This is a genomic window from Burkholderia sp. HAN2018 (assembly GCF_024704855.1).
GTDB classification, from domain to species: domain Bacteria; phylum Pseudomonadota; class Gammaproteobacteria; order Burkholderiales; family Burkholderiaceae; genus Burkholderia; species Burkholderia cepacia.
Genome location: NZ_QOBB01000034.1, coordinates 1 through 25,130, shown reverse-complemented (window position 1 = coordinate 25,130; position 25,130 = coordinate 1). Strand labels below are relative to the sequence as shown.

The 25,130-nt window shown below is 64.9% G+C and carries 20 protein-coding genes and 2 pseudogenes; 7 read left to right on the top strand and 15 right to left on the bottom strand.

Going from position 1 to position 25,130, the window contains the following annotated elements; genetic code table 11:
* Positions 1 to 11: 11 nt before the first annotated feature.
* Positions 12 to 158 carry a helix-turn-helix domain-containing protein gene (locus tag DPV74_RS42125; RefSeq protein WP_371141958.1) on the bottom strand — a complete coding sequence of 49 codons (147 nt, stop codon included), beginning with the start codon at positions 156 to 158 and terminating at the stop codon, positions 12 to 14.
* A gap of 195 nt (positions 159 to 353) precedes the next feature.
* Positions 354 to 821 (bottom strand): annotated as a pseudogene (locus tag DPV74_RS42120) (PucR family transcriptional regulator); the annotation flags it as partial.
* Between the two features lie 682 nt (positions 822 to 1,503).
* On the opposite strand from DPV74_RS42120, the gene DPV74_RS11370 reads away from it, so the two are divergent.
* The 4 genes from DPV74_RS11370 to DPV74_RS11355 all read left to right on the top strand — a co-directional run bounded on the left by DPV74_RS11370 (position 1,504) and on the right by DPV74_RS11355 (position 5,371).
* Positions 1,504 to 2,736, top strand: a complete 1,233-nt coding sequence (locus DPV74_RS11370; protein WP_119337175.1) for a CaiB/BaiF CoA-transferase family protein — start codon at positions 1,504 to 1,506, stop codon at positions 2,734 to 2,736.
* Positions 2,737 to 2,780: 44 nt separating this feature from the next.
* Complete coding sequence (locus DPV74_RS11365; RefSeq protein ID WP_059699259.1) at positions 2,781 to 3,545, top strand: acetoacetate decarboxylase; 765 nt, start codon at positions 2,781 to 2,783, stop codon at positions 3,543 to 3,545.
* 43 nt (positions 3,546 to 3,588) lie between these two features.
* Positions 3,589 to 4,524, top strand: coding sequence for a 3-hydroxyacyl-CoA dehydrogenase NAD-binding domain-containing protein (locus DPV74_RS11360; RefSeq protein WP_119337174.1), 936 nt, complete (start codon positions 3,589 to 3,591; stop codon positions 4,522 to 4,524).
* A gap of 61 nt (positions 4,525 to 4,585) precedes the next feature.
* Positions 4,586 to 5,371 (top strand): enoyl-CoA hydratase-related protein, encoded by a 786-nt coding sequence (locus tag DPV74_RS11355; RefSeq protein ID WP_119337173.1) that lies wholly within the window; start codon positions 4,586 to 4,588, stop codon positions 5,369 to 5,371.
* 45 nt (positions 5,372 to 5,416) lie between these two features.
* On the opposite strand, the gene DPV74_RS11350 is transcribed toward DPV74_RS11355, so the two are convergent.
* From DPV74_RS11350 to DPV74_RS11290, 13 genes are all read right to left on the bottom strand, one after another.
* Positions 5,417 to 6,517, bottom strand: coding sequence for an AraC family transcriptional regulator (locus tag DPV74_RS11350; RefSeq protein ID WP_119337172.1), 1,101 nt, complete (start codon positions 6,515 to 6,517; stop codon positions 5,417 to 5,419).
* Positions 6,480 to 7,493: a LysR family transcriptional regulator gene (locus DPV74_RS11345; protein ID WP_119337171.1), complete on the bottom strand. Its 1,014-nt coding sequence runs from the start codon at positions 7,491 to 7,493 to the stop codon at positions 6,480 to 6,482. Before DPV74_RS11345 ends, DPV74_RS11350 begins: the two co-directional genes overlap by 38 nt.
* 186 nt (positions 7,494 to 7,679) lie before the next feature.
* The gene (locus DPV74_RS11340; protein WP_240439959.1) at positions 7,680 to 10,262 is read right to left on the bottom strand and encodes a LuxR C-terminal-related transcriptional regulator; all 2,583 of its coding nucleotides are present in this window, start codon (positions 10,260 to 10,262) and stop codon (positions 7,680 to 7,682) included.
* 108 nt (positions 10,263 to 10,370) lie between these two features.
* On the bottom strand, positions 10,371 to 10,568 hold the full coding sequence (locus DPV74_RS11335; RefSeq protein WP_060083193.1) for a hypothetical protein: 198 nt from the start codon (positions 10,566 to 10,568) through the stop codon (positions 10,371 to 10,373).
* Entirely contained in the window at positions 10,565 to 12,565 is a 2,001-nt protein-coding gene (locus tag DPV74_RS11330; RefSeq protein WP_119337169.1) for an acetoacetate--CoA ligase, read from the bottom strand. The genes DPV74_RS11335 and DPV74_RS11330 overlap by 4 nt, the downstream gene beginning before the upstream one ends.
* Before the next feature lies 1 nt (position 12,566).
* A complete protein-coding gene (locus DPV74_RS11325; protein ID WP_119337168.1) occupies positions 12,567 to 13,415 on the bottom strand; it encodes a hypothetical protein in 849 nt (282 codons plus the stop codon).
* A complete protein-coding gene (locus tag DPV74_RS11320; protein WP_060193172.1) occupies positions 13,403 to 15,664 on the bottom strand; it encodes a hydantoinase B/oxoprolinase family protein in 2,262 nt (753 codons plus the stop codon). Before DPV74_RS11320 ends, DPV74_RS11325 begins: the two co-directional genes overlap by 13 nt.
* 14 nt (positions 15,665 to 15,678) lie before the next feature.
* Positions 15,679 to 17,808 (bottom strand): hydantoinase/oxoprolinase family protein, encoded by a 2,130-nt coding sequence (locus tag DPV74_RS11315; protein WP_119337167.1) that lies wholly within the window; start codon positions 17,806 to 17,808, stop codon positions 15,679 to 15,681.
* Between the two features lie 19 nt (positions 17,809 to 17,827).
* The gene (locus DPV74_RS11310) at positions 17,828 to 18,292 is read right to left on the bottom strand and encodes an acetone carboxylase subunit gamma (protein ID WP_059699243.1); all 465 of its coding nucleotides are present in this window, start codon (positions 18,290 to 18,292) and stop codon (positions 17,828 to 17,830) included.
* Complete coding sequence (locus DPV74_RS11305; protein WP_119337166.1) at positions 18,292 to 20,289, bottom strand: hydantoinase/oxoprolinase family protein; 1,998 nt, start codon at positions 20,287 to 20,289, stop codon at positions 18,292 to 18,294. Before DPV74_RS11305 ends, DPV74_RS11310 begins: the two co-directional genes overlap by 1 nt.
* A gap of 637 nt (positions 20,290 to 20,926) precedes the next feature.
* Complete coding sequence (locus tag DPV74_RS11300) at positions 20,927 to 21,949, bottom strand: porin (RefSeq protein ID WP_119337165.1); 1,023 nt, start codon at positions 21,947 to 21,949, stop codon at positions 20,927 to 20,929.
* Between the two features lie 498 nt (positions 21,950 to 22,447).
* On the bottom strand, positions 22,448 to 22,876 hold the full coding sequence (locus DPV74_RS11295; protein ID WP_155633694.1) for a hypothetical protein: 429 nt from the start codon (positions 22,874 to 22,876) through the stop codon (positions 22,448 to 22,450).
* A 15-nt stretch (positions 22,877 to 22,891) separates the two neighbouring features.
* Positions 22,892 to 23,371 carry a contractile injection system protein, VgrG/Pvc8 family gene (locus DPV74_RS11290; RefSeq protein WP_162923017.1) on the bottom strand — a complete coding sequence of 160 codons (480 nt, stop codon included), beginning with the start codon at positions 23,369 to 23,371 and terminating at the stop codon, positions 22,892 to 22,894.
* On the opposite strand from DPV74_RS11290, the gene DPV74_RS42115 reads away from it, so the two are divergent.
* From DPV74_RS42115 to DPV74_RS11280, 3 genes and pseudogenes are all read left to right on the top strand, one after another.
* A complete protein-coding gene (locus tag DPV74_RS42115; RefSeq protein ID WP_374708963.1) occupies positions 23,252 to 23,662 on the top strand; it encodes a hypothetical protein in 411 nt (136 codons plus the stop codon). The two genes, DPV74_RS11290 and DPV74_RS42115, sit on opposite strands and share 120 nt — an antisense overlap.
* Before the next feature lie 44 nt (positions 23,663 to 23,706).
* Positions 23,707 to 24,132: a hypothetical protein gene (locus tag DPV74_RS11285; protein WP_060371749.1), complete on the top strand. Its 426-nt coding sequence runs from the start codon at positions 23,707 to 23,709 to the stop codon at positions 24,130 to 24,132.
* Positions 24,133 to 24,267: 135 nt separating this feature from the next.
* Positions 24,268 to 25,130, top strand: a pseudogene (locus tag DPV74_RS11280) (IS3-like element ISBcen6 family transposase); the annotation flags it as partial.

Below are 25,130 nucleotides of genomic sequence, written 5' to 3'. Positions count from 1 at the left end.
GCGTCGAGCCGCTACGCGCGTGCGCCCCGCAGCTTCAGCGCGATCTCGAGCCGAGCGATCCAGGCGGCGTCGTCGAGTTTCGCACCGGTAATGTTTTCCACACGTTCGAGCCGATGGTCGAGCGTGTTCGGGTGGATATCCAGCGCGGCGGCCGTCACCTTGCGGCGTTGCCGGTTCGCAAAGAACGTCTCCAGCGTCGCAATGATTTCCGGCTCCCCCGCCAGTTCATCGATCAACGACAGCAGGTAGTTCAGCGCGCCATCATTGCCGCGCACGCACTCCTCGAGGACGATGTCCGAGTAGCGATGCGCGCGATGCCCTGCATTTGCGCTCCGGCCGAACGCCAGCGCGCGAATCGCCTCCTCCGCGGACGCCGCCCAGCCTTTCGCCCCGGTGCTCGCCAGACCGATGCCGGCCGATGCGTCGGACGACGCGCTGTCGAGCCATGCAGCCACGCTGCCCGCGACCCGCCTGTCGCTCGCGCTGGCGGATTCGTCGTGGAGGCACGGCGCCCATACGATCAGCCGGTCGCGATGCCAGACGTCGAGCAGGCTGTCCCGGGGCGTTTTCAGGTGACGTGCGACGGCGAGCACCAGTCGGTCGGTCTCCTCCTCCGCGTGCAGCGCACTGCGGTCCAGGTGCGCCGATTCGATCGCGATCGCGATTCGGCGCATCGTGGGATCGAGCCCCAGCGCCTTGGTGGCCTTGCGGAATGCGTCGTCGTCGACCGTGGGGTTGAAGATGATTTCATGCAGTTGATAGCGCAGCGACTCCTTCCAGCGCGCCTGCTGATACTGCTCGTCGAGATAGGCACGCGACATCAGCTGCGCCATCTCGTCGAAGAAATCCATCAGGTACGGCGAGATCACGAAGAACAGCTCGTCGCGCAACTCGTCGCACGCGCTGCCGAGTTCGGCGCAACTACGCCACACCTCCCTCACCCCGACGCGAAACGCGCGCAGCAGCGACGGCAGCGGAATACCCTGGTGGACGCGCCGTCGGCCGCATTCCTGGAACACCTCGAGATCCTTGTCCGACGGAAACGCGCCGGTAAATACGGACTCGAACCACAGTCGCTCCGATAACGCAATCGACTCCATGATGTCCTGCCTGACCGCGGCTGACAGATCCTCGTAGCCCTCGATGCGAATCAGGGCCGCATAGGTCCGATCGATCACGTCTGTCGGATTCAGCGTCAATTCCCGAATCTTGTCCCGCATCAGCGCCGACGTTTCCGGAATCTGGACATGTCCTGTATGCATCTTTCCTCTTCTTTCGGTTCGGCGGCGCTCGGCCGCCATCACGCGCATCCAGGGGCAATCGGGTCGGCGCCACGCGCCGAACGACACCCGTCGCCCGACGGGGCGTTGTGAAAAGTTCCATTCGGAACGCCCAGTTCTCCCATTTCACCGCCCGGGGCGACCGGATAACGTTCTCGACAGGTCGATCGGACATCGCGTCCCGATTGACGGATATGTCCCCGTGTCACTCGCCAGAGGCCCCATGCAACCCCCCGAGAGTATATTTTCCGGCCTGAAGGTCGTCGATTTCGCCAGCTACATTGCCGGACCGGCAGCGACGACGATTCTTTCAGATTTCGGCGCCACGGTCATCAAAGTGGAGCCGCCCGGCACGGGCGACCCCTATCGGCATTTCTATGCGATCCCGCCGAACCCGATCAGCGAACACAACTACGCGTGGCAACTGACCAACCGCAACAAGCGCGGCCTCGCCCTCGACCTCAAGTCGCCCGCCGCTCGCGACATCGTCACCCGCCTCGCGCAATGGGCGGACGTCATCGTCGTCAACTTCCCGCCGAAGATCAAGGAAAAGCTCGGCCTCACCTATGAGGCACTCGCGCCGCTCAACGAGCGCCTCGTCTACGCCGACCTCACCGGCTACGGCACGAAAGGCCCGGAAGCCGACAAGCCCGGCTTCGACATCACCGCCTACTGGGCGCGCACCGGCCTGATGCAGGTCACGCGCGACGGCGACAGCCCGCCGACGCTGCCGGTGCCGGGCATCGGCGATCACGCGACGGCGAGCACGCTGTATTCCGCGATCGTGACAGGCCTTTACCGACGTGAAAAAACCGGCAAGGGCAGCCACGTCAGCACCTCGCTGATCGCCGAAGGCGCATGGGCCGCCGCCGCATGGATCGAAGGCGGGCTCAACGGCGCACGCTATCGCGAGCGGCAGGGCCGCAAGTCGCCGCCGAATGCGCTGCTGAACCCGTACCGCACCGCCGACGACCGGTGGCTGCTGGTCGTGCTGCCGGCGAGCAAAGACTGGCCGCTGCTCGTCAACGCAATGCAGTTGCCCGCGCTGCTCGACGATCCGCGCTTCGCCAACGAGGCGGCCCGCGCGGAAAACGCAGCCGCGCTCGTCGCGATTCTCGACGAAGCGTTTGCCCGGCAGCCGCTCGAGTACTGGAAGAAGACCTTCGACGCAGGCCGCGTGATCTACGGCGTCGTCCAGATCGCGGACGAAATCATCAACGACCGGCAAATGTACGAGAACGACATCTTCGTGCCGCTCGCCGAGCCGACCGGCAGCGCGACGCACACGGTGAACAGCCCCGTCCAGGTCGCGGGTGTGCAGAAGGTCTCGCCCGGGCCCGCGCCGCAGCTCGGCGAACACAGCGACAGCGTGCTTGCCGACCTCGGTTACGGCGCCGACGAAATCGCCCGGCTGCTGGCCGAAGGCGTCGTATCGAAGCACGGCACGCGCGCATGACGCGTCAGCCGTCCGATTCCCCCTCGAATTGACAGGACAACAAAGTGACCGAACAGGAATTGCTTGAACAGGCCTATGCGATGCCGCTCGTCGGCCCGGCCTACGCGAAGCCGCCGTATCGCTTCGTCGATCGCGAATTCATCATCATCACGTATCGGACCGATCCCGCCGCGCTCGAGCGGCTCGTTCCCGCGCCGCTGAAGATCGTCGAACCGATCGTGAAATACGAATTCATCAAGATGCCGGACTCGTCGGGGCTCGGCTCCTACACCGAATCGGGCCAGGTCATCCCGGTAACGCTCGACGGCGTCGCGGGCGGCTACACCCACGCGATGTACCTCGACAACCTGCCTGGCATTGCGGCGGGACGCGAGCTCCTCGGTTTTCCGAAGACCCTCGCGCAGCCGAAGCTCGAGGTGCGCAGCGATACGCTCGTCGGCACGCTCGACTACAACGGCGTGCGCGTCGCGACGGCCACGATGGGCTACAAGTATCAGGCGCTCGACACGGAAGAAGTCCGCCGCTCGCTCGACGGCCCCGGCTACCTGCTGAAGATCATTCCGCACGTCGACGGCAAGCCGCGCATCTGCGAGCTGGTCAAGTACCGGCTGAGCGACCTGGTCGTCAAGGGTGCATGGACGGGCCCCGCCACGCTCGAACTGCATCCGCACTGCTTTGCGCCCGTCGCGCAGCTGCCGGTGCTCGAGGTGCTCTCGGCGACGCACATCCTCACGGATCTCACCCTGGGTGCGGGCGAAGTCGTGCACGACTACCTGGCGCCGTCGCGTCATGACCATCGATTCCGTTGATGCCGCGACCCGCGTCATCAAGAACGACTCTGGAGAGTTGAAAATGTCGAAGCAAATCAAGCGTGTTGCCGTGATCGGCACCGGCGTGATCGGCGCGAGCTGGACCGCGCTGTTTCTCGCGAAGGGTCTGGATGTCGTCGCCACCGACATTGCGCCGGATGCCGAAGCCCGGCTCCGTCAGTACGTCGACAACGCATGGCCGGCCCTCGAAAAGTTCGGTCTCGCCCCCGGCGCGTCGCGCGACCGGCTGACGTTCACCGCCGATACGCGGACCGCCATCGCCGGCGCGGACCTCGTCCAGGAAAACGGCCCGGAGCGGATTGCCGTCAAGCAGGCGCTCTATTCGCTGCTGGACGAAACGCTGCCCGCCGACGTGATCATCGCGTCGAGCTCTTCCGGCCTGACGATGAGCGAGATCCAGTCGGCCTGCGAACGCCACCCCGAGCGCTGCGTGATCGGCCATCCGTTCAATCCGCCGCACCTGATCCCGCTCGTCGAGATCGTCGGCGGCAAGCAGACCTCGCAGGACACCATCGAACGCACCATCGCGTTCTATACGAGTCTCGGCAAGAAAACCATCCGGCTCAACAAGGAAGTGCCCGGCCATGTCGCGAACCGCCTGCAGGCCGCGCTCTGGCGCGAGATCGTCCACCTGGTCGCCACGGACGTCGTGAGCGTCGAGGATGCCGATACCGCGGTGTGCTGGGGACCCGGCCTGCGCTGGGGTGTGATGGGCCCGAACATGCTGTTCCATCTCGGCGGCGGCCAGGGCGGCATCGAACACTTCTTCGACCAGTTCACCGGCCCGATGACCGCGTGGTGGGAAGTGCTCGGCTCGCCGCAGATCACGGCGGAAGTACGGCAGAAAATGACCGTCGGCGTTCGGGAAGAAGTTGCCGGCCGGTCGATCGACCAACTGGCCGCCCGCCGCGATGAAGTGCTGCTCGGCCTGCTCGCGCTGCGCTCCGAAGAACGCTGACGCATCCGACGGCCGCCGCGCAGATCGCCGCGGCCTCTTTCCCCCTCGATCATCCCCCCTCATGCAACCTCTTCTGAATCTGTCATACGAAAAGCGCGCGGGCATCGCATACGTCACCGTGAACCGTCCGAAGTCGCTCAACGCGCTGAACCATGCGACGCTCGACGAAATCCGCGCGGTCATGGAAGACGCGCGCGACGATTCCGCCATTCACGGCGTGATCCTGACGGGCGCCGGCGACAAGGCGTTCGTTGCCGGCGCGGACATCAGCGAAATCGCGCCGCTCGGCGCCGTCGATGCCGCGACGTTCACGCGTCAGGGACAAACCACGTTCGATCTGATCGAAAACCTGGGCAAGCCGGTCATCGCGGCGATCAACGGCTTTGCCCTCGGTGGCGGCTGCGAGCTTGCGATGGCCTGCACGATCCGTCTGGCGACGGAACGCGCGCACTTCGGGCAACCTGAAGTGAAGCTCGGTGTCATCCCGGGGTTCGGCGGCACGCAACGCCTGCCGCGTCTGATCGGCAAGGGCCGCGCAATGCAGTTGATCCTCACCGCGACCATGATCGACGCCGCCGAAGCCTACAGGATCGGCCTCGTCAACGAGGTGGTGCCGGCCGATGCGCTCCTCGCGCGCGCCGAAGCGCTGCTCGCGCAGATCGTCGCCAACGCGCCGCTCGCGACCCGATTCGCGATTCAGGCCATCAACCGCGGGCTCGACATGAGCCAGGACCAGGGCATGCTGCTGGAAAGCGCACTGTTCTCGATCTGTGCGGCAACCGACGACAAACGAGAAGGGACGTCGGCGTTCCTCGAAAAGCGGGTCGCCAGCTTCAGCGCCCGCTGACGCTACCCGGGCGGCACGGCGTTCGCGCTCCCGGCGCCTGCGCCGTCACCGGCCGACGGATCGCTCGGTATGGCGATACGCGGCCGGCGTACTGCCCGTCCAGTGACGGAACGCGCGATGAAATGCAGTCGGGTTGTCGAACCCGACGTCGTACGCGATTCCCGCGATCGTCTCGTTGGAGTGCGTCAGCCGCTGGATCGCGATGTCGCGCCGCACTTCGTCCTTGATGGCCTGAAACGTCGTGCCTTCGACTTCCAGACGCCGGCCGAGCGTACGCGTCGAATAATTCAGCGCGTGCGCGACCTGATCGATCGTCGGTGTCGCGGGCAGGCAATCCGCCATGTAACGCCAGACCTGGTGGCACACCATCTGGTCCGCAAACGTGACAAATATCCAGTCTTCGGGCGCCCGCTTCAGGAACGCCTGAAGATCCGGTTTGCGCTGCCTGATGGGCATCGCGAGATAGTTCGCATCGAAGCGAAGACACGTCATGGCTTGATCGAACTTCACCGGGCCGGGAAACAGGTAAAGATGATCGCCCGCCTGTGCCGAGCGCGGAAACTGGAAATTCACCTCGATCAGCGGAATCTTCTGGCGAATCAGCCAGGATGCGATGCCATGAATCAGCTTCAGCACCAGTTCGCATCCGAGCGCGCTCACACCCGGGCCTTGAGGCTCGATGATCAATCGAACCATGCCGACCTTGCCGTCCTGCGTGGATTCGAGTGTGAATTCTTCGAGGAGGATATGAAAGAACTGCGTGAGCCGATATAGCGCGACTTCGAGCCGCGGCGCGTCAAGCAAGCTCAGACAGAGAAATTTGAGCGTGCCCTTTCTCAACCGTCGGCTGAAAATGCCCGGCATTTCGTCGTCCAGTTCACCGGCCAGCAGACGATAGAGCGTGGAGAATTGCTCCTGCGTCACACGGGCCCCTGGCTTGCCGAGCAACTCGTGCGGAATGCCCGACAGCTCGGCCAGTCTGGCAATCGTCTCCCGCTCGGCGCCGGAAAGGAAGCCGTTCACGACGGTAATGGGAACGGTGGCGGTCAGTGGATTCAAGTCGGCTCCCCGCCGTGTCGAAGGAAGGCCATGCTGTCGTACGCGCGGCTCACAGCGCGCCCGCGTACCGCGCATCTGCGCCGGCATCCGCGTCTTCCGCAAGTCTCGCCGGCTCGACGTCGGCACCCGGCCCGGCATACGCTGCAAACGTCTGCTCGTCACGTGCCAGCATCGACGGCAACGTGTCGCGCATCAGATCGACCCACGTCCGGATTTTCGCATCCAGATACTGGCGTGACGAGTACAGCACGTACACATTCATGTCGTGGGTGCGATAGTGCGGCAGCACGCACGTGAGCTGCCCATCGCGCAACCCGTCGACCGCCGAGTAAAGCGGCAGCAGACCGATGCCCATGCCGCCCCGAATGCCTGCCGCCAGCGCGTCGGCGTCGTTGACGCGAAAGGCGGGCGTGACCGGCGCGGTCGCCTGTACACCGTCCGGGCCGATCAGGTTCCATGCGTCGTGCGATGTCGACGTCGTCATCAGGCCGAGACACGCGTGCCGTTCGAGATCCTGAAGCGTGGCCGGCACACCGTGTGTGTCGACATATCCGCGCGACGCGCACAGGATGCCGAAGGTCGCGCCGATTCGCTCGGAAACCTGGCCGGATTCCGGCGGACGGCGTTCGAGTGAGATCGACACGTCCAGGCCCTCCCCGATCAGGTCGGGCCGCCGCCCGGTCGTCAGCAAGTCGATCCTGACCTCCGGAAAACGCTGCCGATAGGCTGCGACGAGCGACATCACATAGCGCCGGTCCAACCCGTTCGCGCAATGCAGCTTCAGCTTTCCGGACGGCCGCGCATGGGCGCCGCACGTCTCCGCCTCCGCCTGTTCGAGGTAGGCAAGAATCTGGTCGCATCGCCGCCAGTATCGTTCGCCTGCGTCGGTCAACGAGACGCGGCGCGTCGTCCGGTTCAACAAACGGACCGTCAGGTGCCGTTCGAGATCCGACACCATGCGGGAAACCCGGGTAGTGCTCACGCCGAGTTGCCGGGCCGCCGCCGAAAATCCGCCGGCGTTGACCACGCCAACGAACAGGCGCATGTGTTGAAGCGTAACCATGGTTTCTTCCGTTTTGGACAAACGGAATTTTTGCACGGGAATCCTGATCGATTGCCCGCGACGTTCGCAAAATTGCGTTACGCAGGGCTTTGTCGTTTTGCACAAATCCGGTTGTGCGAAAGCGCTCGACGCCCGGTACCGCCTTCTCGAACCGCGCCGGCAAATCCGTCCCCGCCGCCCCTTCGGTTAGCGCGCGTCCGACTGCGCCTTGAGAATCGCCTGCGCCCGATTCTTGACGTCCAGTTTCAGATAAAGATTCTTCAGGTGAAACTTCACCGTGTTCTCGGACAGGAACAGCTTCTCGGAGATCTCGCGATTCGACGCTCCGCTGCACAGCAACCGCAGGATTTCATCCTCCCGCTGCGACAACAGGCTCGACCACGCCGCCTTCTGGACGTTCGCCTTCGGAAGCGGCTCGGCCCGCTCCGTGCCATCGAGCATCGCCGCCAGCTCGCCGCCCTCGTCGAGCAACGCACGCGTACAGCCGCCCGCTCGTGCGGCGTCCTGCGCACTCTGCAACGTGCGCAGCGCCAGCCGCGTGTGCCCTTGCCGATGCTGCACCAGCGCCTGCAAGACCTGCAGCTTGACAGACAGCAGCGGTCGCGCCGGCACGATGCCGAGCGCCGCCTTCAGCAACTCGGCGGCCCGGTCGAGCCGCTGCTGCTGCAACGCGAGCCGGATGCGGCCGAGCAAAGGGCCGCTCAGCAGTTCCGTCACCTCGATCCACCCCGGGTCCGGCGCGGCGGTATCGCCCGATACCTGCGACAGCAACGCATCGATGCGTGTCGTCTCGCCGCTGCGCGCCGCCAGATACAGGCGCTCCCACGCAATCATCTCCCGCACGCTCGACCAGCGATTGTGAAAGCTCAGACGCTCGAGCGTGTCGAGCGCGTCGCGCGCCTGGAGCATCCGGCCGCGCGCGACATGCACGCGCGCGATCGACACCATCGACAACGCGATGAATTCAGGCACCGTCGCGAGCGCAATATCCTCGCCGAACTGAGCGGAGAGTCGCTCGACCGTGTCGAACTGGTCTGCCTCGTAACAGGCCCAGATGCGCGACGCCGCCAGCGCCGCGGCCGACATGCCCCGGTTCACGTACGGACTGCCCGCGTCGCGTCGCATGCCGCGAGTCGCATGCGGGGCGTCGGTAGCCAGCCGCGGCTGCGCGCTCATCACCTGCAGGATGCAGCGCAACGCGAGCGTATAGCCATGGCTGAACGCGGCCTGTGCATGGTCGTTGTGGCTGTTCGCCAGCACCAGCAGGTGATGGGCCCGTTCGTCGTCCCACTCGGCCATCGCGCTGAACGCAAGGAGATTGGCCGCCGCGCCGAGCTCGAACGCCTCGAACAGGCCGGACGCCGGCTGACGCAGCGCGGGCACGTCGGCGAGCCGCGCCGCACCGCGCAGGTCGTTCCCGAACAGCAAGGCCATCGCGAGCACGACGTCCGCGCCGTGCCCGTTGCGCGTTTCGGCGAGATACGACAGCAGCGGATGGGTCGGCCCGCCGCGCCGCAGGAACACCAGCGCCCACGCGATCTTCACCGCGAGGCTCCGGCAGCCGAGCACCTCCTGCAACGGCAGCCGGTCGAACCAGTACGCGACCGTCACCAACTCGGCGCCCTCGACGAGTCGGGACGCCCAGTCGTCCAGCGTCGTGATCGCGAGCGAATACTCCCGTGCCTCGACCGCATGGAACATCGCCTCTTCCGGCACGCCATGGCGCACGTACCAGTGCGCGGCGCGGCGGTGCACGTCGATCACGTGCGCCGCATCCTCATGCGCGAGCCGATCGGACAGGAAGCGCGCGAACAGCCCGTGATAGCGATACCATCCCGGGCTGCCGTCGAGCGCCTCCACGAACAACCCGTCGCGTTCGAGCTGCCGCAGCACCGCGTCCGCGTGCTCGAACCCGGTCACTTCCCCGCAGAGCGAGCCGTTCAGGCGCCGCAATTGCGACGTCTTCAGCAGGAACGTCCGCACGGCGGGCGGCTGTAGCGCCAGCGTATTCTCCGACAGGTAGCGAACCAGCTCGAGCGGCGTGCAGTCGCGCATCTCGTCGAGCGCGTCCCGAATCTCGTCGCGCGCGAGCGCGAGCTTGAACAGTTGCAGCCCCGCCGGCCATCCCTCGGTACGCGACTGGATGAACGCCTCCGTTTCCGCATCGATCGTGTCGGCGGCATCCGCGAGGAACACGGCCGCTTCGTCCGTCGAGAAACGCAGATCCTCCATCCGCAGCACGAGCGCCTCTTCGGCAACCTGCAACGCGCTCACGCCGACGTCCGGCAGGTTGCGGGATCCGATGTAGACGCGACAGCGCCCGGGCAGCGCGTCCAGCAGATCGCGAAAGAAATGCAGAATCGCCGGCTCGTGAATCCACTGGAAATCGTCGATGCAGATGCCGATCGGACCGTCGACTCGTGCGAGCTGGCCGAACACCCAGTCGAGCATGTTGTCGGACGGGCGCACCGCCTGCCCGCTCGCGGCCACGCCGGCCTCCTCGACCATCTGTGCGATCAGCGAGATGAAATACGCTTCGAAACGGCGTGGATCGTTGTCGTTCTCGTCGAGCGCGAGCCACGCCATCGTCCAGCGCTTCGCGCGCCCTGCCTCCATGATCTGCTGCAGCAACGTCGATTTGCCGCTGCCGAGCGGGGCCTGCAGGATCACGATGTGCGGCACGCCGAGCCCCGTCACGCGATCGAGCAGCGCACGCCGGACGATCGCGCCGCGACGCGCGACCGGCGGAAAGAACTTGTGTTCGAGCAAGTCCGCGCCGTGGCGGCGTGGCCTGCGTCGCGTCGAATTCTGGGAAGCAGTCACGATCGTCCGGATGGCGTGGAAGAGAAGGCATCGTGCCTCAATCGTAAAGCCGCTTCAAGCATCGCCGGCCGTCGGCTCCGCCGCACGCTCGTCCGGCAGCGGCGGCGTCCAGCCGCCGACGCGCGAAAATGCCGAGAACGCCGCGAACGGATTGCAGCAGAACGGGCGCAGGCAGCCTGCATCGTGCGACGCCCCGTCGTCCAGGCCGTCGGCCCCCGCCGCCCGCGCGCCGGTTACGAGCGACGCCGTCATCGCGGCACCGCGCCGGCAAAAGCCACGTATGCGTCGAGCGCCGCCGGATTGGCCATCGCATCGCGACTCGCCGCGCTTTCGGCGCGCTGCCCCATCAGGATCTTGCGCACCGGCACCTCCATTTTCTTGCCGGTCAGCGTGTACGGAATCTGCTCCATCGCGATCATCACGTCCGGCACGTGGCGCGGGCTGCACAGCGTGCGCAGCCGCTCCGCGATCCGTGCGCGCAGCGTATCGTCGAGCGCCGCGCCATCGCGCAGGCGCAGGAACAGCGGCATGAAGTAGCGGCCGCCGGGCAGTTCGCAGCAGACGACGAGGCTGTCGGCCACCACTTCGATCTCCTCGACGACGCGATAGATCTCCGCCGAACCGATGCGCACGCCGTGTCGATTCAGCGTGGAATCGGCCCGCCCATAGATGTAGCAACCGCCGTGCGGCACGATCTTCATGAAATCGCCGTGTCGCCACACGCCGGGGAAATAGTCGAAATAGGACTCCCGATAACGCGTGCCGCCGTCGTCGTTCCAGAAGCAGATCGGCATGGAGGGCGCCGGCCGAGTGACGACGAGCTCGCCGATTTCGTCGACGACCGGCTCGCCGGCATCGTTCCACACGTCGACCGCCATGCCGAGCATGCGCGCCTGGATCTCTCCCGCCCGCACCGGCAGCAGCGGCACGGCACCGACGAGCCCGCTGCACAGCTCGGTGCCGCCGGATTGAGACGTGACCCACAAATCCGGTTTCACGCAGCGATAGAACCACGAGAAGGTTTCCGGCGTGCTTGGCGCGCCGCTCAGGATCACGCTCCTGACGCGCGACAGGTCGAATTCGCGGCCGGGCTCGAGGCCGGCCTTCTCCATCATCTGCACGAACGTCGGGCTGCCGCCGAAGCAGGTCGCTCCCGCATCGGCGGCGAGCTGCCACAGGCAACCCGGCCCGCCGTGCATCGGGCTGCCGTCGTAGAGCACCGCGGCCGCGCCCGTCATCAGCGACGCGACCAGCAGGTTCCACATCATCCAGCCGGTCGTGCTGTAGAAGAACATCACGTCGCCGGCGCGCAGATCCATGTGCAGGTGCATCAGCTTCAGGTGCTCGACGAGGATACCGACGTGGCTGTGGACGATCGCCTTCGGCAAACCGGTCGTTCCCGACGAGAACACGATCCAGAGCGGATGATCGGGACCAACACGTTCGAAGCGGAATGCGTCGGGCGGCACGTCGGGGCCATCCAGAAGCGCATGCCACGGATGCGTCGCACACGGCAGTGTCGCGGCGCCGTCCGGCAGCGCATCGGCGTCGGACGACAACCACACGAGCGCCTCCAGCGACGGCAGCGCGTGCGCGATCTGCAGCGCTTCCTCCGTGCGCTCGAACACCCGTCCGCCGAAGCTGTAGCGATCGGCCGCGATCAGCACCTTCGGCGCGATCTGCCGGAAGCGGTCGACCACCGTACGCACACCGAAATCGATCGCGGCCGACGACCATACTGCCCCGATGCTGGTGGCTGCGAGCATCGCGATCGCGCATTCGGGCACGTTCGGCAAATACGCGACGACGCGGTCGCCGGGCTGCACGCCCATCTCGCGCAAGCGCGTCGCGACGCGCCGCACCCGGCCGGCGAGCTCGACCAGCGACAACGTGCGCAGCGGTTGCGTTTCGCTCGCGTAGTGGAATGCCGGCTGCGCCGCGTCCGCATGCGCGGCATGCTGCAGCACGTGTTCCGCGTAGTTCACGCGTGCATCGGGAAACCAGCGCGTGTGCGGCATCGGCGCGCCGTCGGTCACGCGACGCGCCGAACCGTCGAACTGCACGTCGAACCACTGCCAGATCGACGCCCAGAACGCGTCCGGTTCATCGGTCGACCATCGCCACAGCGCATCGTAGTCGGCAAACGCCAGGTCTCGATCGGCCGCGAGCCAGTCCATGAAACGCGCCAGATTGGAACCGCGCATGAACGCGTCATCCGGCGTCCACATCAGTTCGCCTTCGTTCGTCATGTCAATGCCTTTCACGTAAGCGCGTAATGCGCGCGAGAACCGTTTCGGGATGCGCCAGGGCGGGAATTTCCGCGACGTCGAACGTGTCGGGCCGCGCCTCCGGCAAATCGTCTTCGCCAAACCAGAACGCTGCGGGCACGACAACGCCGGTCGGCCCCGGGCCGCACGTCGCCGGCGCGATCGCAAAATCCGGCGCCGACGCGCCCGTGAAGGCGACCGACGCCGGAATCCGCAGCCCCCATTCCCAGCCATAATGCCGCGCGACGTTCGCGACCGGCTGAAGCAGCGCCAGCCCGTGCGCGGCACCGTCGGCATCCCATCCGAGCGAATCGCGCATCAGCACGGCGTCCACTCCGGCCGTCGCGAACGTGCGCAGGAAATCCGCCACGCACGCCGCTGCCGCGTCGGCTGCGTCTTCGTCGACTTCGACGCGCTGCGTGCCGCTCGCGAACGCGAATGCGCGCGCCGCCCAGTCGCGCGGCGACGGCAGCTCCAGCACGAAGATCGCGTCGGGCAACGCGGCGCGCAGCGCGACCGCCAGCGCCGTCACGTGCGCACGCACCGGCTCGCTCGAAAGATACGCTTTCAGCGGCAGATGCGCGCGCTTCGTCTTGCCGATCAGCTCGGCGGCAAGCGCCGAGTCGCGCGTGAGCCACGCGTCGGCCACATCCGCGAGCGGCAGCGTGAGCACGTCCGGGCGCAGCAGGCCCTGCGCGTGCCGCGCCCACGCCACGCACGCGGCGCTGTCGAGCCACGGTGGCGCGTCACCCGTGAGCAGCGGCGCGCTATAGCCGGCGTGATCGAGCCACAGCAGCCGACGCGAGCGGCTGGCTTGCGTCAATCCGGGCATGATGACGCCCCCGCGTTCAATGCGTCGAGACGCGCTTCCAGTTCCGCGATTCGCACGTCCTTCGGATCGAGCATGTACGCACCCTGAAGCCGGTCGGCCGGCATCGTGACGCGCTGGCCCAGCGTCGTCGCGTAAATCTCCGCGTTGTCGCTCCAGCTCCCGAAGTACGGCAACGACGCAGGCGGTTCGGGCGTCACCCATTCCGCGCAGAACGCATCGAACGGCCGGGCGCGCGCGATCCGCGCAAGCCGCTCGGCAGCCCGAGCATCGGCGGTCGCCTCGACGTCCACGACCAGCGTCTGCTCGTCGTAGACGACCTTGTAGATGTCGCGTGCATTCTCGTGCGACATCAGTTCCTCGCGCAGATCCTTCATCACGAGCGCCGGATCCCGTTCGAGCACGTCGCCGTAGCCGCCGCCCGAGCCCTGGCAGATCATGTAGATCTCGCCTTCGTTGCAGATCTCGAACGTCATGCCCATGTCGTGGCTGCTGTACTTCGCCCCCGGAATCGGGCGGTTGTTCATCAGGTCGACGATGTCGAACGTTTCGACGGCTTTCGGATTTTCCTCCAGCACCTTGAAGATGTTGATGCCCTTGATCTTCATCAGCTGATAGCTCGGGCACGAATAGCCGCCGAACAGGCCCTGCGCGGACGGGAACTTCGACCCCTCGCATCCGGTCATGAAGCCCCACAGGCCCGACCCGCGCGCGGTCGCGATCTGCTCGTAGCCCATCCCGCCGCGATACTTGCCCCAGCCGATCCGGTCCTTCGCGAGCCGCTGCGCGCCGAGGCGGATGATCGGCGTATCCTCCTCGGCAATCTCGTGCTCGCCGGTGTCGCACATGAAGCCGAACACGGGCGAGATCGAGTGCTCGCCGTCCGCGTGGCTGCGCGCGCCCTGCCCGTTGCCGTTGATGTCCGCGCAGAAGTTGCCGGTCACGTCGCCGTGTTGCGTGAGGCCGCCGTAGATGAACGTCGCCGCCTGATCGTATTGCGACGCGATCACCGCGGAGTAGCGATGCGGCAGGCTGTAGCTGAGCTTGTTCATCGGGATCGTCCAGACCACGCAGCCCTTGAACAGCGGCATCAGGCTCATCGCCTGCGGCATCTCGCCCTCGGCGTCGAGGATCGAGTTGCGATCGGTGATGATCTCGATCGGCGACAGCACGGCCATCGTGTGCGGCAGATCCGGCCAGATGTTCTGCAACAGCCCGGTACACAGCGCCGCCTTGAACGAGGCGATGTTGGTGTTCACCGAGCGGTTCATGAACTGCGGGGCCGAGCCGCGAAAATCCATGATCATCCGGTCGCCCTTCACGGTGATCGCACAGGAGATTTTCTGCAGCGCGTTCTCGCGCAGGCTCGAATCCATGAACTGCAGCACGCGCGTCGTGCCGTCGGGCAGCTCGCGAATACGCCGACGCATCTCCGTCTCGACGTCTTCCAGATGCGAGCGCAGCGTGCCGATCAGCGCATCGCGGCCATACTGGTCGAGCAATGCGATGATCCGGTCGCGCAGCCGCAGCACCGCATGCAGCTTGACCTTCATGTCTTCGAGCTGCAGCCGCGGATCGCGCACCGAGTTCTGCAGGAACGTGACGAGATCGCGCTTCAGCTCGAAGTTCTCGACGATCTTGAACGGCGGCATCTTGATGCCTTCGTCGTACTTGCTCTCCGCCTTTGCCGGCAAGCCGCCCGGCTCGGTCGAGCCGTTTTCGCCCTCGTGGATCGTCGACGACAGCCAGCAGACGAGTTCGCCCTTGTAGAACAGCGGCATCATCATCGACTGGTCGGTGTTGTGAATGCCGCCATAACGCGCGTCGTTGTGGATGAACCCGTCGCCGTCCTTCACGCCGACGGTCGGATCGTCGGTCCAGTTCTTGATGATGAAGCGGATCGGATAGAAGCAGCACGCGGCGAACGCGATGATCCCGTGCGGCGCGATCATCGACAGGTCGCCCTGCGCGGTGTAGATCGCCGTCACGAGGTCGCCCCACTTCGCACCCGGCGCCGCCCCCATCTGGTTCACCATCGTGAACGCCTCGGACAGCGCCGAGTTGATCAAGCCGCGCACATGGTGAACCTGGTGCGGATCGACGCCGCGCTCGAGCACTTCCTGCTCGGCCTTCGAGCGCGGCAGGATGCTGTGGTTGCGCATGATCTCGGGATCCGGCCCGAGGAACAGCGTGTTGTCGGCGATGAACTTGTCGAGCAGCGCCCGGTCTTCCGCATTGATGTCGTTTTGCATGTCGAACTCCTTGCTTACTTGCGCAGGAACCACGCGCCGCCCTGGGCCGTCGCCTGGTAGATCCAGCCCGGTTCGACGAGGAACGTCGTCGCGCGCGTGGTGATGACGGCCGGCCCTTCGATCCGCGTTCGCTCGGCGCGCGCGCGGTCGTCGTAGATCGCGGTGCGCAGCGGCCCGTCGTGCCCGACGAAGTGGCAGTCGCGATGACCGACCGGCTCCGGCGGCGGCAGCGGATCGTCGCTGACCGTCAGCTTCGCGAACTTCACCGACGGCTGTTCGACGTACGCGCACACGCGCAGCGTATTGATCCGCACGCCCGTCTCGGGGCTCTGGGAGCCCTCGCCGAAGCGCGAGCCGTAGCTTTCATGGAACAGCTCCATCAGCGTCAGCACGTCACGCTGGTTCTTCAGCCTCGACAGCGGCGTTACCACCGCCGTCTGCACGCGCTGGTTGCCGTAGCGCATGTCCAGTTCGAGCCGATAGCGGATCTGTGCCGGATCCATGCCCTGCCGTTCGAGATCCTCGCGCCCGCGCCGCTCCAGTTCCTCGACGCCGCGGTTGAACGCGTCGAAATCCGCGAAGAACGCTTTCGTGTTCGGATTGAACAGCACGGTCCACGTATTCATCTCGTGAATGTGCATCTGGTTCACTGTGCCGGCGCCGCACGCGGAGAAGGTCGACGAATACGGCGGCGCGAGGACGCGACCGATGCCGAGCGCGGCCGCGATCCCGCACGCGTGCAGCGGGCCGTTGCCGCCGTATGCGAGCACCGTGAAATCCTTCGGCTCGTAGCCGCGCGTGCGTAGCTCGGTCGCGATGCCGTTCGCCATCGATGCGTCGACCTGCTTCTTGATCAGCTTCGCGGTCTCGATCACGTCGAGGTCCAGCTCGTCGCACAGGTCGTCCTGCATCGCCTGTTTCGCGCGGCGCGGGTTCAACGGAATGCGACCGTTCGCGTAGTTGTTCGGGTCGAGATAGCCGAGCAGCAGATCGGCATCGGTCACGGTCGGATGCTGGCCGCCGCGGTCGTAGCAGGCAGGCCCCGGGTCGGAGCCGGCCGATTGCGGGCCGATCTCGACGGTCTTGTACATACGCTCGTAGCGCGCGATCGAGCCGCCGCCCGCGCCCAGCGCGACGAGATGCACCATCGGCACGCTGACGAGCCAGCGATCGATCACCGGGTTGAAGTCGTAGAATTTCTGCCCGCCCCGCACGACGATGCCGATGTCGAAGCTGGTGCCGCCCATGTCGGTCGCGACCACGTTGCCGAGCTCGGCGGCGGCAGCCAGGTATTCGCTGGCGGCAATCCCCGAAACCGGTCCCGAATGAACCGTCTGCAGCGCATCGGTCGAGTTGAGCTGCGCCATCCCGCCCGAGTTGTGATTGACCAGCATCGGCTTCGCGTAGCCCTGCTGGCGCAGGTTCAGCTCCAGCGTGCCGAGCCCGTGATACATGATCTGATGCAGGAACGCGTCGATGATCGACGACGTCGCTCGCGAGTATTCGCCCTTGCGCCCGACGACCTGATGCGACAACAGCATCGGAATCGCGCCGAGCATGTGCGCCGGATATTCGTCGAGGAAAATTTCACGCACGCGCAGTTCGTGCACCGGATTCACCACGCTGTTCGTGAACATCACGACCAGCGCCTGCGCACCGGCATCGACGAGTTCGCGAATGCGCAACCGCACGTCGTCCTCGTCGAGCGTCCAGAACACCTGCCCCGCATAGTCGATGCGTTCGCGGACTTCACGGATCAGCGGAATCGCGACGAGCGGCTCCGGCCGCGCGGCATTCGGGATATCCATCTGCTCGGACTCGGACAGCCCTTCGCCGTAACCACGCGCACGGGACAACGGAACCGAGTGCTTGAAACCCGTGGTCACGATCAAGCCGACCCGCGGCCCCTTGCGCTCGATCAGCGCATTGGTGCCGAGCGTCGTCGCATAACGCACCGAATCGACTTCGGACAGAAGCTGCGTCGGCGTCAGTTCGAGCTGGCGGCACGCGTCCGCGAGCGAGTCGTTGAAGCCGACCGCGAGATTGTGATGCGTGGTCAGCGACTTGCCCTCGACGCACTGCTCGCCCCACGCGACGAAGCAATCCGTGAAGGTGCCGCCGATGTCGACGGAAACACGTTTCATGAGCGATTCTCCCCGTATCTCAAGTGGACGATTCATCGGCGGCGCCGGCGAGCGCATGCCGATGATGCGCGGCCGCATGCAACGCGCGCTGCAGCTTCACGCGCTCGAGCGCGAGGTCGGGTGCCTGCGCGGGCTCGATCATCTCCGGCCGGTCCTTCCATTGCGCCTTCAACGCGTCGATGTCGAGTTCGATGTCGTGCAGCGGCGGATGGCCCGGCGGCAGATACTCGGCCTCAACCAGAACGCCGCACTCCGGGCAGTAGTACTCGAGAATCCGGCACCAGTCCGGATCGGGTGAATAGGTACGCTCGTATTGCGCCGGATCGAGCAGCGGCTTGTGGATCTCGCGCGGGTCGCGATCGTGGACGAGCAGCCCGCGCTTGTAGTTGTCGCGGGCGCTACCGTGCGCATGACCGCAACGCCGGCATTCCCACTGCTCCGCATCCAGGTCGATGCGCAGCGTTTCGGTAATCAGAACTTTCATTATTTGCTCTCCTTGCCGCTGCTGAGCAGGATGTCTCCGGTGGAGTTGATTTCGAAGTGCCAGCCCGCGTCGATGCGCCCGGTGAAAAAGTCCTCCTCGAGCACGGCCGGGCCGGCCGCATACACCGCGACGCCCTTCGGCTGGTCTTCCACGCGATACAGCGGCAGCTCGGCTTCGCGGCCATCGACAACCACCAGGCGCGTGCCGCGCGCGATCGCTGCCTGCTGGCCACCCTCGCCGAACCGGCCGTCGAGCACCGCCTGCGGCATACGCTTGATCGCGGTCAGCGTCACCGACAGCGTGGCGCCCGGCGCGACGCCCGGCGGCAACGCCGGGCCCGGCAACGCGTGTTCGACCGTCTTGCCGTCGGCGCCGGTAGCCTCGAGCGTGTAGACGAGCCGGCAGTCTTCGATCGCCGCGCCTTCGCCGAACATCGCGCGCGATGCTTGCGTGAGCAGCACGTCCATCGTCGCGGCGAGCGCGTCCCCGGTCGTGTCGGCCAGCGGCGCCGAGAAGCCATGGCCCACATCCGAAAAGCCGATTCCGTATGCGGAGAACACTGCCGCCAGCCCGGGAATCAACACGCGCTTCACGCCGATCGCGTCCGCGACCCGGCACGCGACGAACGCGCCCGCGCCGCCGAATGCGGCGAGCGTCGTATCGGCGCGAATTTCCGTGTACGCAACGAGGCTGTCGGCAACCTTCTTCACCCACGCGGCTTCCATCGCGGCGAGTGCCTCCTTGTCACCCATCTTCATCGGATCGGCGACATGCGCATGAATGGCCTGCCGTGCGCGCGCCTTGTCGAGGTGCAGCTTGCCGCCGAAGAACGACGCCGGATCAAGCAATCCCGCCAGCGCGAACGCATCGGTGATCGTCGCCCGGGTACCCCCCAGGCCGAAGCATGCCGGCCCTGGCGCGCTGCCGACGCTCTCCGGCCCAACCACGATTCTGTCGCCGTCCGCACGAATAATCGAACTGCCGCCGACGCCCGCGCTGACCACGTCGCACAGCGCGAACGATGTCGCCACGCCCTCGACGTTGCCGTACCGGTTCGCGCGCACGCCATGTTCATCGACAACGCCGATGTCAGTCGTCGTGCCGCCGATATCCATCGACAACAGGTGTGTCAGTCCGTAGTGCGCGGCCAGCACGCGCGCGCCTTCCATCCCGCCGCGCGGGCCCGAACTGTAGGTCTTCAACGCGATCGTCTTCGCGACGCGGCCCGCATGGCCGTCGTTGCGGAACACCAGCAATGGACTTTGCGCTCGCGCGTCGCGCAGCTTCTGCTCGGCGCTGTACAGGAAGCGCTCCATCGCCGGATGCAGGAATGCGTTGAACAGCGCGGTCCACGTGCGTCGCACGTCGTCGGCATCGTCGGCGACTTCGTGCGCATACAGGATCGGAAGCGCGCCGAGCAGGTGCGGCGGAAAACTGCGCAGCAGCCGGCTCTTCAGCCGCTGTTCGAGCTCCGCACGCCGCGCGCCGCCGATCGCCACGACCAGCCGGTTCGCGCCCGCCGCCGCGAGCTCGCCGACGATGCGCACGATCTCCGCTTCGGACGGCTCGCTGCCCAGCGAAACCGTACGCTCGCCGATCACCGTGTCGAACAGGCTCGCCGCACCGTCCGCGTCGCGAACCCGATCGGCCGTCAGCGTGCCGCCGACCACCAGGCCGAGCCGCGGCCCCTTGCGTTCGACCAGCGCGTTGGTACCCTGCGTCGTCGAATAGCGGATCGCCGCCGTTGACAGCAGCAGCGCCTCGAGATCCTCGTGTCCGTATATTGCTTCGGATGCCTTACGCAATCCGTCGAACAGACATTGCGACAGATCGTGCGGCGTCGTCAGCGTCTTCGTGCGCACCACCTTGTCGCGGTCCATCACGCAAATGTCGGTCAGCGTACCGCCGTTGTCGATGTTGATCAGGCGATGCCGCCCAGGCCCGGCACTTGCCGAACCCGACCGCACATCGTGCGTGAAATCGGATGAGTGAGTCATGAACTGTCTCGCTGGGTGAAGGGTCGGGTCAGACCTGGCGAATCCGCCGCGACGGCGGGCCGGCGGGAAGGTCTAGCGGCGCGGGCTGTGCGGCCTGGCGACCACGCAGCGGTGAGAGAAATGGGCAATGCATGTCGTCTCCTGTTGTTGTGTCTATCGTGGAATCAGTCTAGGTGCCTGCTTGACGCACCACGCCACCCGTCCGGGTAGTCTCGAGACATGGATTGCCCGTATGCGGTGCACATGTGTATGCGACCTTGTCGGACATGCGTATCGAATCGCGCCCCGGCGCCGTCGTGCGCGATGCGTTGAAGAGAACGGGAGATGCGCGGCGTGCACGCGCCGCGACTATGCCTGGCACACCGTGCCGAGTGGCCGGCCCGGATCAATGGCGACGAACGGGCAAAGCCCGTTCGCCGACATCGCGTCGGCGTGACATAGGGAGAGGGGACGCCGCGCCGAAAGTCGGCGCGGCGATTCGGAAAAAACAGTGCGGTGCGCGGCACATCGCGCGCAGTCCCGATGCGGATGGGCCCCATCGCACCGAACGAGCAGGTACAGCGTCCGCCGAGGTCGACGGCAAGACCCAAACCGGCCCGAACGCTGCGCGCCGCGTTGCGAATGCGGCGCGTGCCGGTCAGAACAAGTGACGGATGCCGACTGCCGAGCCGAACGTCGAACCCGACGCACCGAACAACGCGTCGTTCGTCGACAGACCGGTATTCATCTTCCCGTGGTTGTTGACGAAGCCGAACTGGCCGTACAGCAGGGTCGCCTTCGACAGGCTGTAAGTCACGCCGGTCGCAGCCATGATCGAGTGGTTGCCCGTGTCGTTGCCGTCGCTCGTATACCAGACCCCGGCATCCGCATTCACGGCGGGCGTGATCTGATAGCTCAGGCCGCCGCTGTAGACACGGTTGTCGAACGACCCGGAAATTTTGTAGCCGACGAACGACGCCTTCACCGTCAGGTCGCGATACTGATACGTGGCGCCGATCGTGCGCCCCGTAAACGGCACCGTGCTCGGCACGGGCGTCGACGCGGCGGTGCCGCCCGCGTTGCCGTTGTACATGGCGGCGCTGACCAGCAGCGGTCCATACGTATATTTGAGGCTCGCCGAATACTGCCGCCCCGCCTGGAAGTCGCCCGCGACGCCACCGAGCGCGAGCATCGCGGCGCCCTGGAACCCGCCGATCGTCGGGCTCGTATAGGACACCGCGTTCGAATTGAAGATGCCGGTCACGAACACGCTACCGACGTAGATCGGCACGCCGCTGCCGAAGTAAGACACATCGCGCGCATCGGTCGAGATGAGCGACAACACGAACGGCGAGAACTGCACGCCGGCCTTCACCGTCCCGTATGGACTGGCGAGCCCCACCCACGCCTGCCGGCCGAACATGTTGCCGTTCGAATCCGTGAAGCTGCCTTTCGCGATATCGATCCCGCTTTCGAGCGTGAAAATGGCCTTCACCCCGCCGCCGAGATCCTCGGTGCCTTTCAGGCCGAACAGCGACGGCGTCATGCCGCCCGTCACCATCGAAAACTGATGGCCCGCGTTCTGCCCGGTCGCGGGATTCACGGTCTTGCTCGTATAGAGAATGCCGGCGTCGACGACGCCGTACAGCGTGACACTGCTTTGCGCACGGGCGGCCGGCATGCCGACGGCAAGGCAAATAAGAGGCGTAACGACGAGGTTGACGGGGGAAAGGGCATGCTTCATCTACTACGTCTCCTGGTGTTTTTCGAAGTTGGAAGGCCGTGACTCGCCTGCCTGTGCCGATGGCTCGCTTCAATGCGCGTCGGTCTGTCATCGAATACGCAGACAAGCGATCGCTCGCCGCGAAATCCTCAGGAAAGCAGTTTAGGGATGGGGGGCACGAACGGTCCCTACCCGTTCGGGTAGTTCGACATCGTGGCTTCCCCGGATCGGTTGAGAATCGATCGCACGCCAGTAAGCCGACGGATGTCCATTCTTTCGGATCCGTCGAGTGCCATTTTTTTGGGCGTGCGTGAATTTGAGCGCGCGGGGGGACTCGTTCAGGAGACGGCGTGAAGGCCAGCCTGAGGGTGTCGATCGAATCTCAAGACTGCTCGCAAGCGAGCAATCCGGAGCTTACTGGTAATTCAGCACGGCGCAGGACGAACGCACCACGATTCAATTGACGGCAGCAGGCCGGACGGAACCGGACTTTCGCCGTATAACTGCACGAACCCAACCAGCGATCGCAACAAAAGTCAGACCGGGGGAAAGTATCAATGCAACCAGCACATCGAAGACTTTAGAAAGCTCGGATTCCGTGGCCCCAAATATCCAGTGACTGACAGTTCGGGTCACGGCGAACCATAGAACTGCGCCACCTATCGAACACAATCCGGTCATGAGCCACGGCTTCGTCTCCGCTTCAACTTTGCGCCAAACAAAAATCGCGCTCGCAGCCCAAGCGACATAGATAGGTACCCACAAGGGCCGGGAAATTTGGGAAGCCGATACAAAAGTCGCCAGGATTGTCACCTGGATCATGAGAACAAGCAAACCCATGGCATCCGGGAAATATCGGCTTCGTTGCATGGCGATCAATGACATTGGTTTCTCATTTCTTCATTTCTTGAATGCTGAATTGGGACACGTGCAAGCGTGCTGAGCCTGATCCATTGCGATCTGTACGTATCGACCGGGCTCGCTGCGCCAGCAGTCGCTGACACCGGAAAAGTACTTGCTGTGCGTGGCCAGCGCCTCTGAACGAAAGCGCGCGAGCTGCTCGCCACGGTCATTGTCCGAAAACCCGTGCGCCCCGAGATAGTCGTAGATTTCATAGTCGTCAACGTCACCCTGATTGACGCCGGTGACGCCAGCGGCGAGGCGCTGCGCGCTTGGCGCCTTGTAGTCGTTGGTTTCCAGCGTAGTGCTGCCTGACGTCAGTTCCCGACGGGCGGCAAACGACATGACGACTTGTTCGTCCTGGAATATCTCGTCGGTAGAGTAGCGTATCGTGGCCGGTGTGACGATCATCGGCGGCGCTGCATTCATTGTGGCGGTGCGCTCAACAATGCCATAACCGGCAGCAACTCGCTGAGTCAAGCGAAAGCAAAACCGACGACAGATGCGGCGCCTTGTCCGAACGATCCATGCAAGCAGTTGAACGGCGAAGTGAACCGTGCAAAGGATGTCGTCGGCAAGCTCGGCGGGTGTACACAGGCTATGAGAGGCTACGACGTGACGGTCCGATACAACGCTTGGCTTGGTCTTGCGAAGGCGAGGTCACAACGCGAGCAACGATGTTGGAACGGTGGGGACCAAGGCCACCAACAAGCAATGGCAAACGCATGGGCGATGGTAGGAAAATGCAAACAGCTGATGACGGGCGTTTAGTGATGGGACATATTGGACGGGCTTTTTCCGAGAGGAAGAGACCGATGTCGGTCGTTCCAACAGTCTCCCCCGACACGAATGACTACAACGACGCATTGCACTTCTCAAACTTGCTCTGGGACGAGACGACTGCTTACGACTGGACAAACTACGCAGACGCTGTCTACAGATTTACTCCCGAAGCGTTCTGCTACTTTTTGCCCGGAATCATGCGCGTCTCGATCGAAGACAATCAGGTCGCGTTGACGGTCATCGAGAGCTTGATGGCGTCGCTGGATAGGTCGCCGGTCGTGGAATACTGGGATGACTATTTTTTGCAACGTTGGCCCAAGCTGACAGACGTCGAGTGCGACGCTGTAATCGAATGGCTTCTCTGGCTCAACGAACATCCGCTATCTCTATTCTCGGAAGACACGATTCTTCGAGCGTGCGAGACCTTGGAACTGGTAAAGAAGCATCGGACGGAGTAGCCGCCACATGAAGGCTATTGTTCGCAAGGGCGACTTGACGGTGGAGCAGCCCCCTGAAACGCCGGACACAGTCACCCACTTACAATAACGGGTAGGCATAAGACTGTGTTTTTGACTAACACCAGGCAGGAAGTGATGGAAGTGTTGACGGGCCCGGAGCGCCGGCGGCGCTGGACGGCGGAGCAGAAGCTGGCGATGGTTCGCGAGAGTTTCGAGCCGGGGAAATCGGTTTCGATGGTCGCGCGCCAGCACGGCGTGAATCCGAACCAACTGTTCCACTGGCGCAAGCTGTATCAGGATGGGAGCCTGTCAGCGGTTAAAGCTGGCGAGGAGGTGGTTCCGGCCTCGGAACTGGCCGATGCGCTCAAGCAGATTCGTGAGCTGCAACGGATGCTCGGCAAGAAGACCATGGAGAACGAGATTCTCCGCGAAGCAGTCGAGTACGGTCGGGCAAAAAAATGGATAGCGCACTCGCCCTCGCTGCCGGAGGACGACCAGTGAAACTGGTTTGTGAAGTTCTCGGCGTGTCGCGCTCGAACGTATCGGCACGGCTGTCGCGTCCGGCGACGTGGCGCGATGGCCGTCAATCGAGGCAGACTGACGACGCGGCCGCGGTCGAGGAGATCCGCCGGGTCATTGGCGATTTGCCCAGCTATGGCTATCGCCGGGTTTGGGGCATCTTGCGCAACGAGCGCGTTGCAGTCGGACTGGCGCCGTTTAATGCCAAGCGAATCTATCGCGTCATGCGCACACATGGGCTGCTGATGCAGCGCCGACCGATTCCACCTCGGCCCCAACGTCGACACGACGGCAAGGTAGCCGTAGCGCGCAGCAATCAGCGATGGTGCTCGGACGGCTTCGAGTTCCGCTGCGACAACGGCGAGCCGCTGCGCGTAACGTTCGCGCTGGATTGCTGTGACCGTGAGGCAATGAGCTGGACGGCTACGACGGCAGGCCACAGCGGCGACATCGTGCGCGACGTGATGCTGGCTGCAGTG

Excerpts from the sequence above, each read along its gene's own strand:
- DPV74_RS11345 (WP_119337171.1), bottom strand. The coding sequence starts at position 7,493 with ATGGTTACGCTTCAACACATGCGCCTGTTCGTTGGCGTGGTCAACGCC.
- DPV74_RS11350 (WP_119337172.1), bottom strand. The coding sequence starts at position 6,517 with ATGCCGGCGCAGATGCGCGGTACGCGGGCGCGCTGTGAGCCGCGCGTA.
- DPV74_RS11360 (WP_119337174.1), top strand. The coding sequence starts at position 3,589 with ATGTCGAAGCAAATCAAGCGTGTTGCCGTGATCGGCACCGGCGTGATC.
- DPV74_RS11330 (WP_119337169.1), bottom strand. The coding sequence starts at position 12,565 with ATGACGAACGAAGGCGAACTGATGTGGACGCCGGATGACGCGTTCATG.
- DPV74_RS11335 (WP_060083193.1), bottom strand. The coding sequence starts at position 10,568 with ATGACGGCGTCGCTCGTAACCGGCGCGCGGGCGGCGGGGGCCGACGGC.
- DPV74_RS11370 (WP_119337175.1), top strand. The coding sequence starts at position 1,504 with ATGCAACCCCCCGAGAGTATATTTTCCGGCCTGAAGGTCGTCGATTTC.
- DPV74_RS11295 (WP_155633694.1), bottom strand. The coding sequence starts at position 22,876 with ATGTCATTGATCGCCATGCAACGAAGCCGATATTTCCCGGATGCCATG.
- DPV74_RS11300 (WP_119337165.1), bottom strand. The coding sequence starts at position 21,949 with ATGCCGGCCGCCCGTGCGCAAAGCAGTGTCACGCTGTACGGCGTCGTC.
- DPV74_RS11320 (WP_060193172.1), bottom strand. The coding sequence starts at position 15,664 with ATGCAAAACGACATCAATGCGGAAGACCGGGCGCTGCTCGACAAGTTC.
- DPV74_RS11355 (WP_119337173.1), top strand. The coding sequence starts at position 4,586 with ATGCAACCTCTTCTGAATCTGTCATACGAAAAGCGCGCGGGCATCGCA.
- DPV74_RS11310 (WP_059699243.1), bottom strand. The coding sequence starts at position 18,292 with ATGAAAGTTCTGATTACCGAAACGCTGCGCATCGACCTGGATGCGGAG.
- DPV74_RS11285 (WP_060371749.1), top strand. The coding sequence starts at position 23,707 with ATGTCGGTCGTTCCAACAGTCTCCCCCGACACGAATGACTACAACGAC.
- DPV74_RS11325 (WP_119337168.1), bottom strand. The coding sequence starts at position 13,415 with ATGCCCGGATTGACGCAAGCCAGCCGCTCGCGTCGGCTGCTGTGGCTC.
- DPV74_RS11305 (WP_119337166.1), bottom strand. The coding sequence starts at position 20,289 with ATGACTCACTCATCCGATTTCACGCACGATGTGCGGTCGGGTTCGGCA.
- DPV74_RS11315 (WP_119337167.1), bottom strand. The coding sequence starts at position 17,808 with ATGAAACGTGTTTCCGTCGACATCGGCGGCACCTTCACGGATTGCTTC.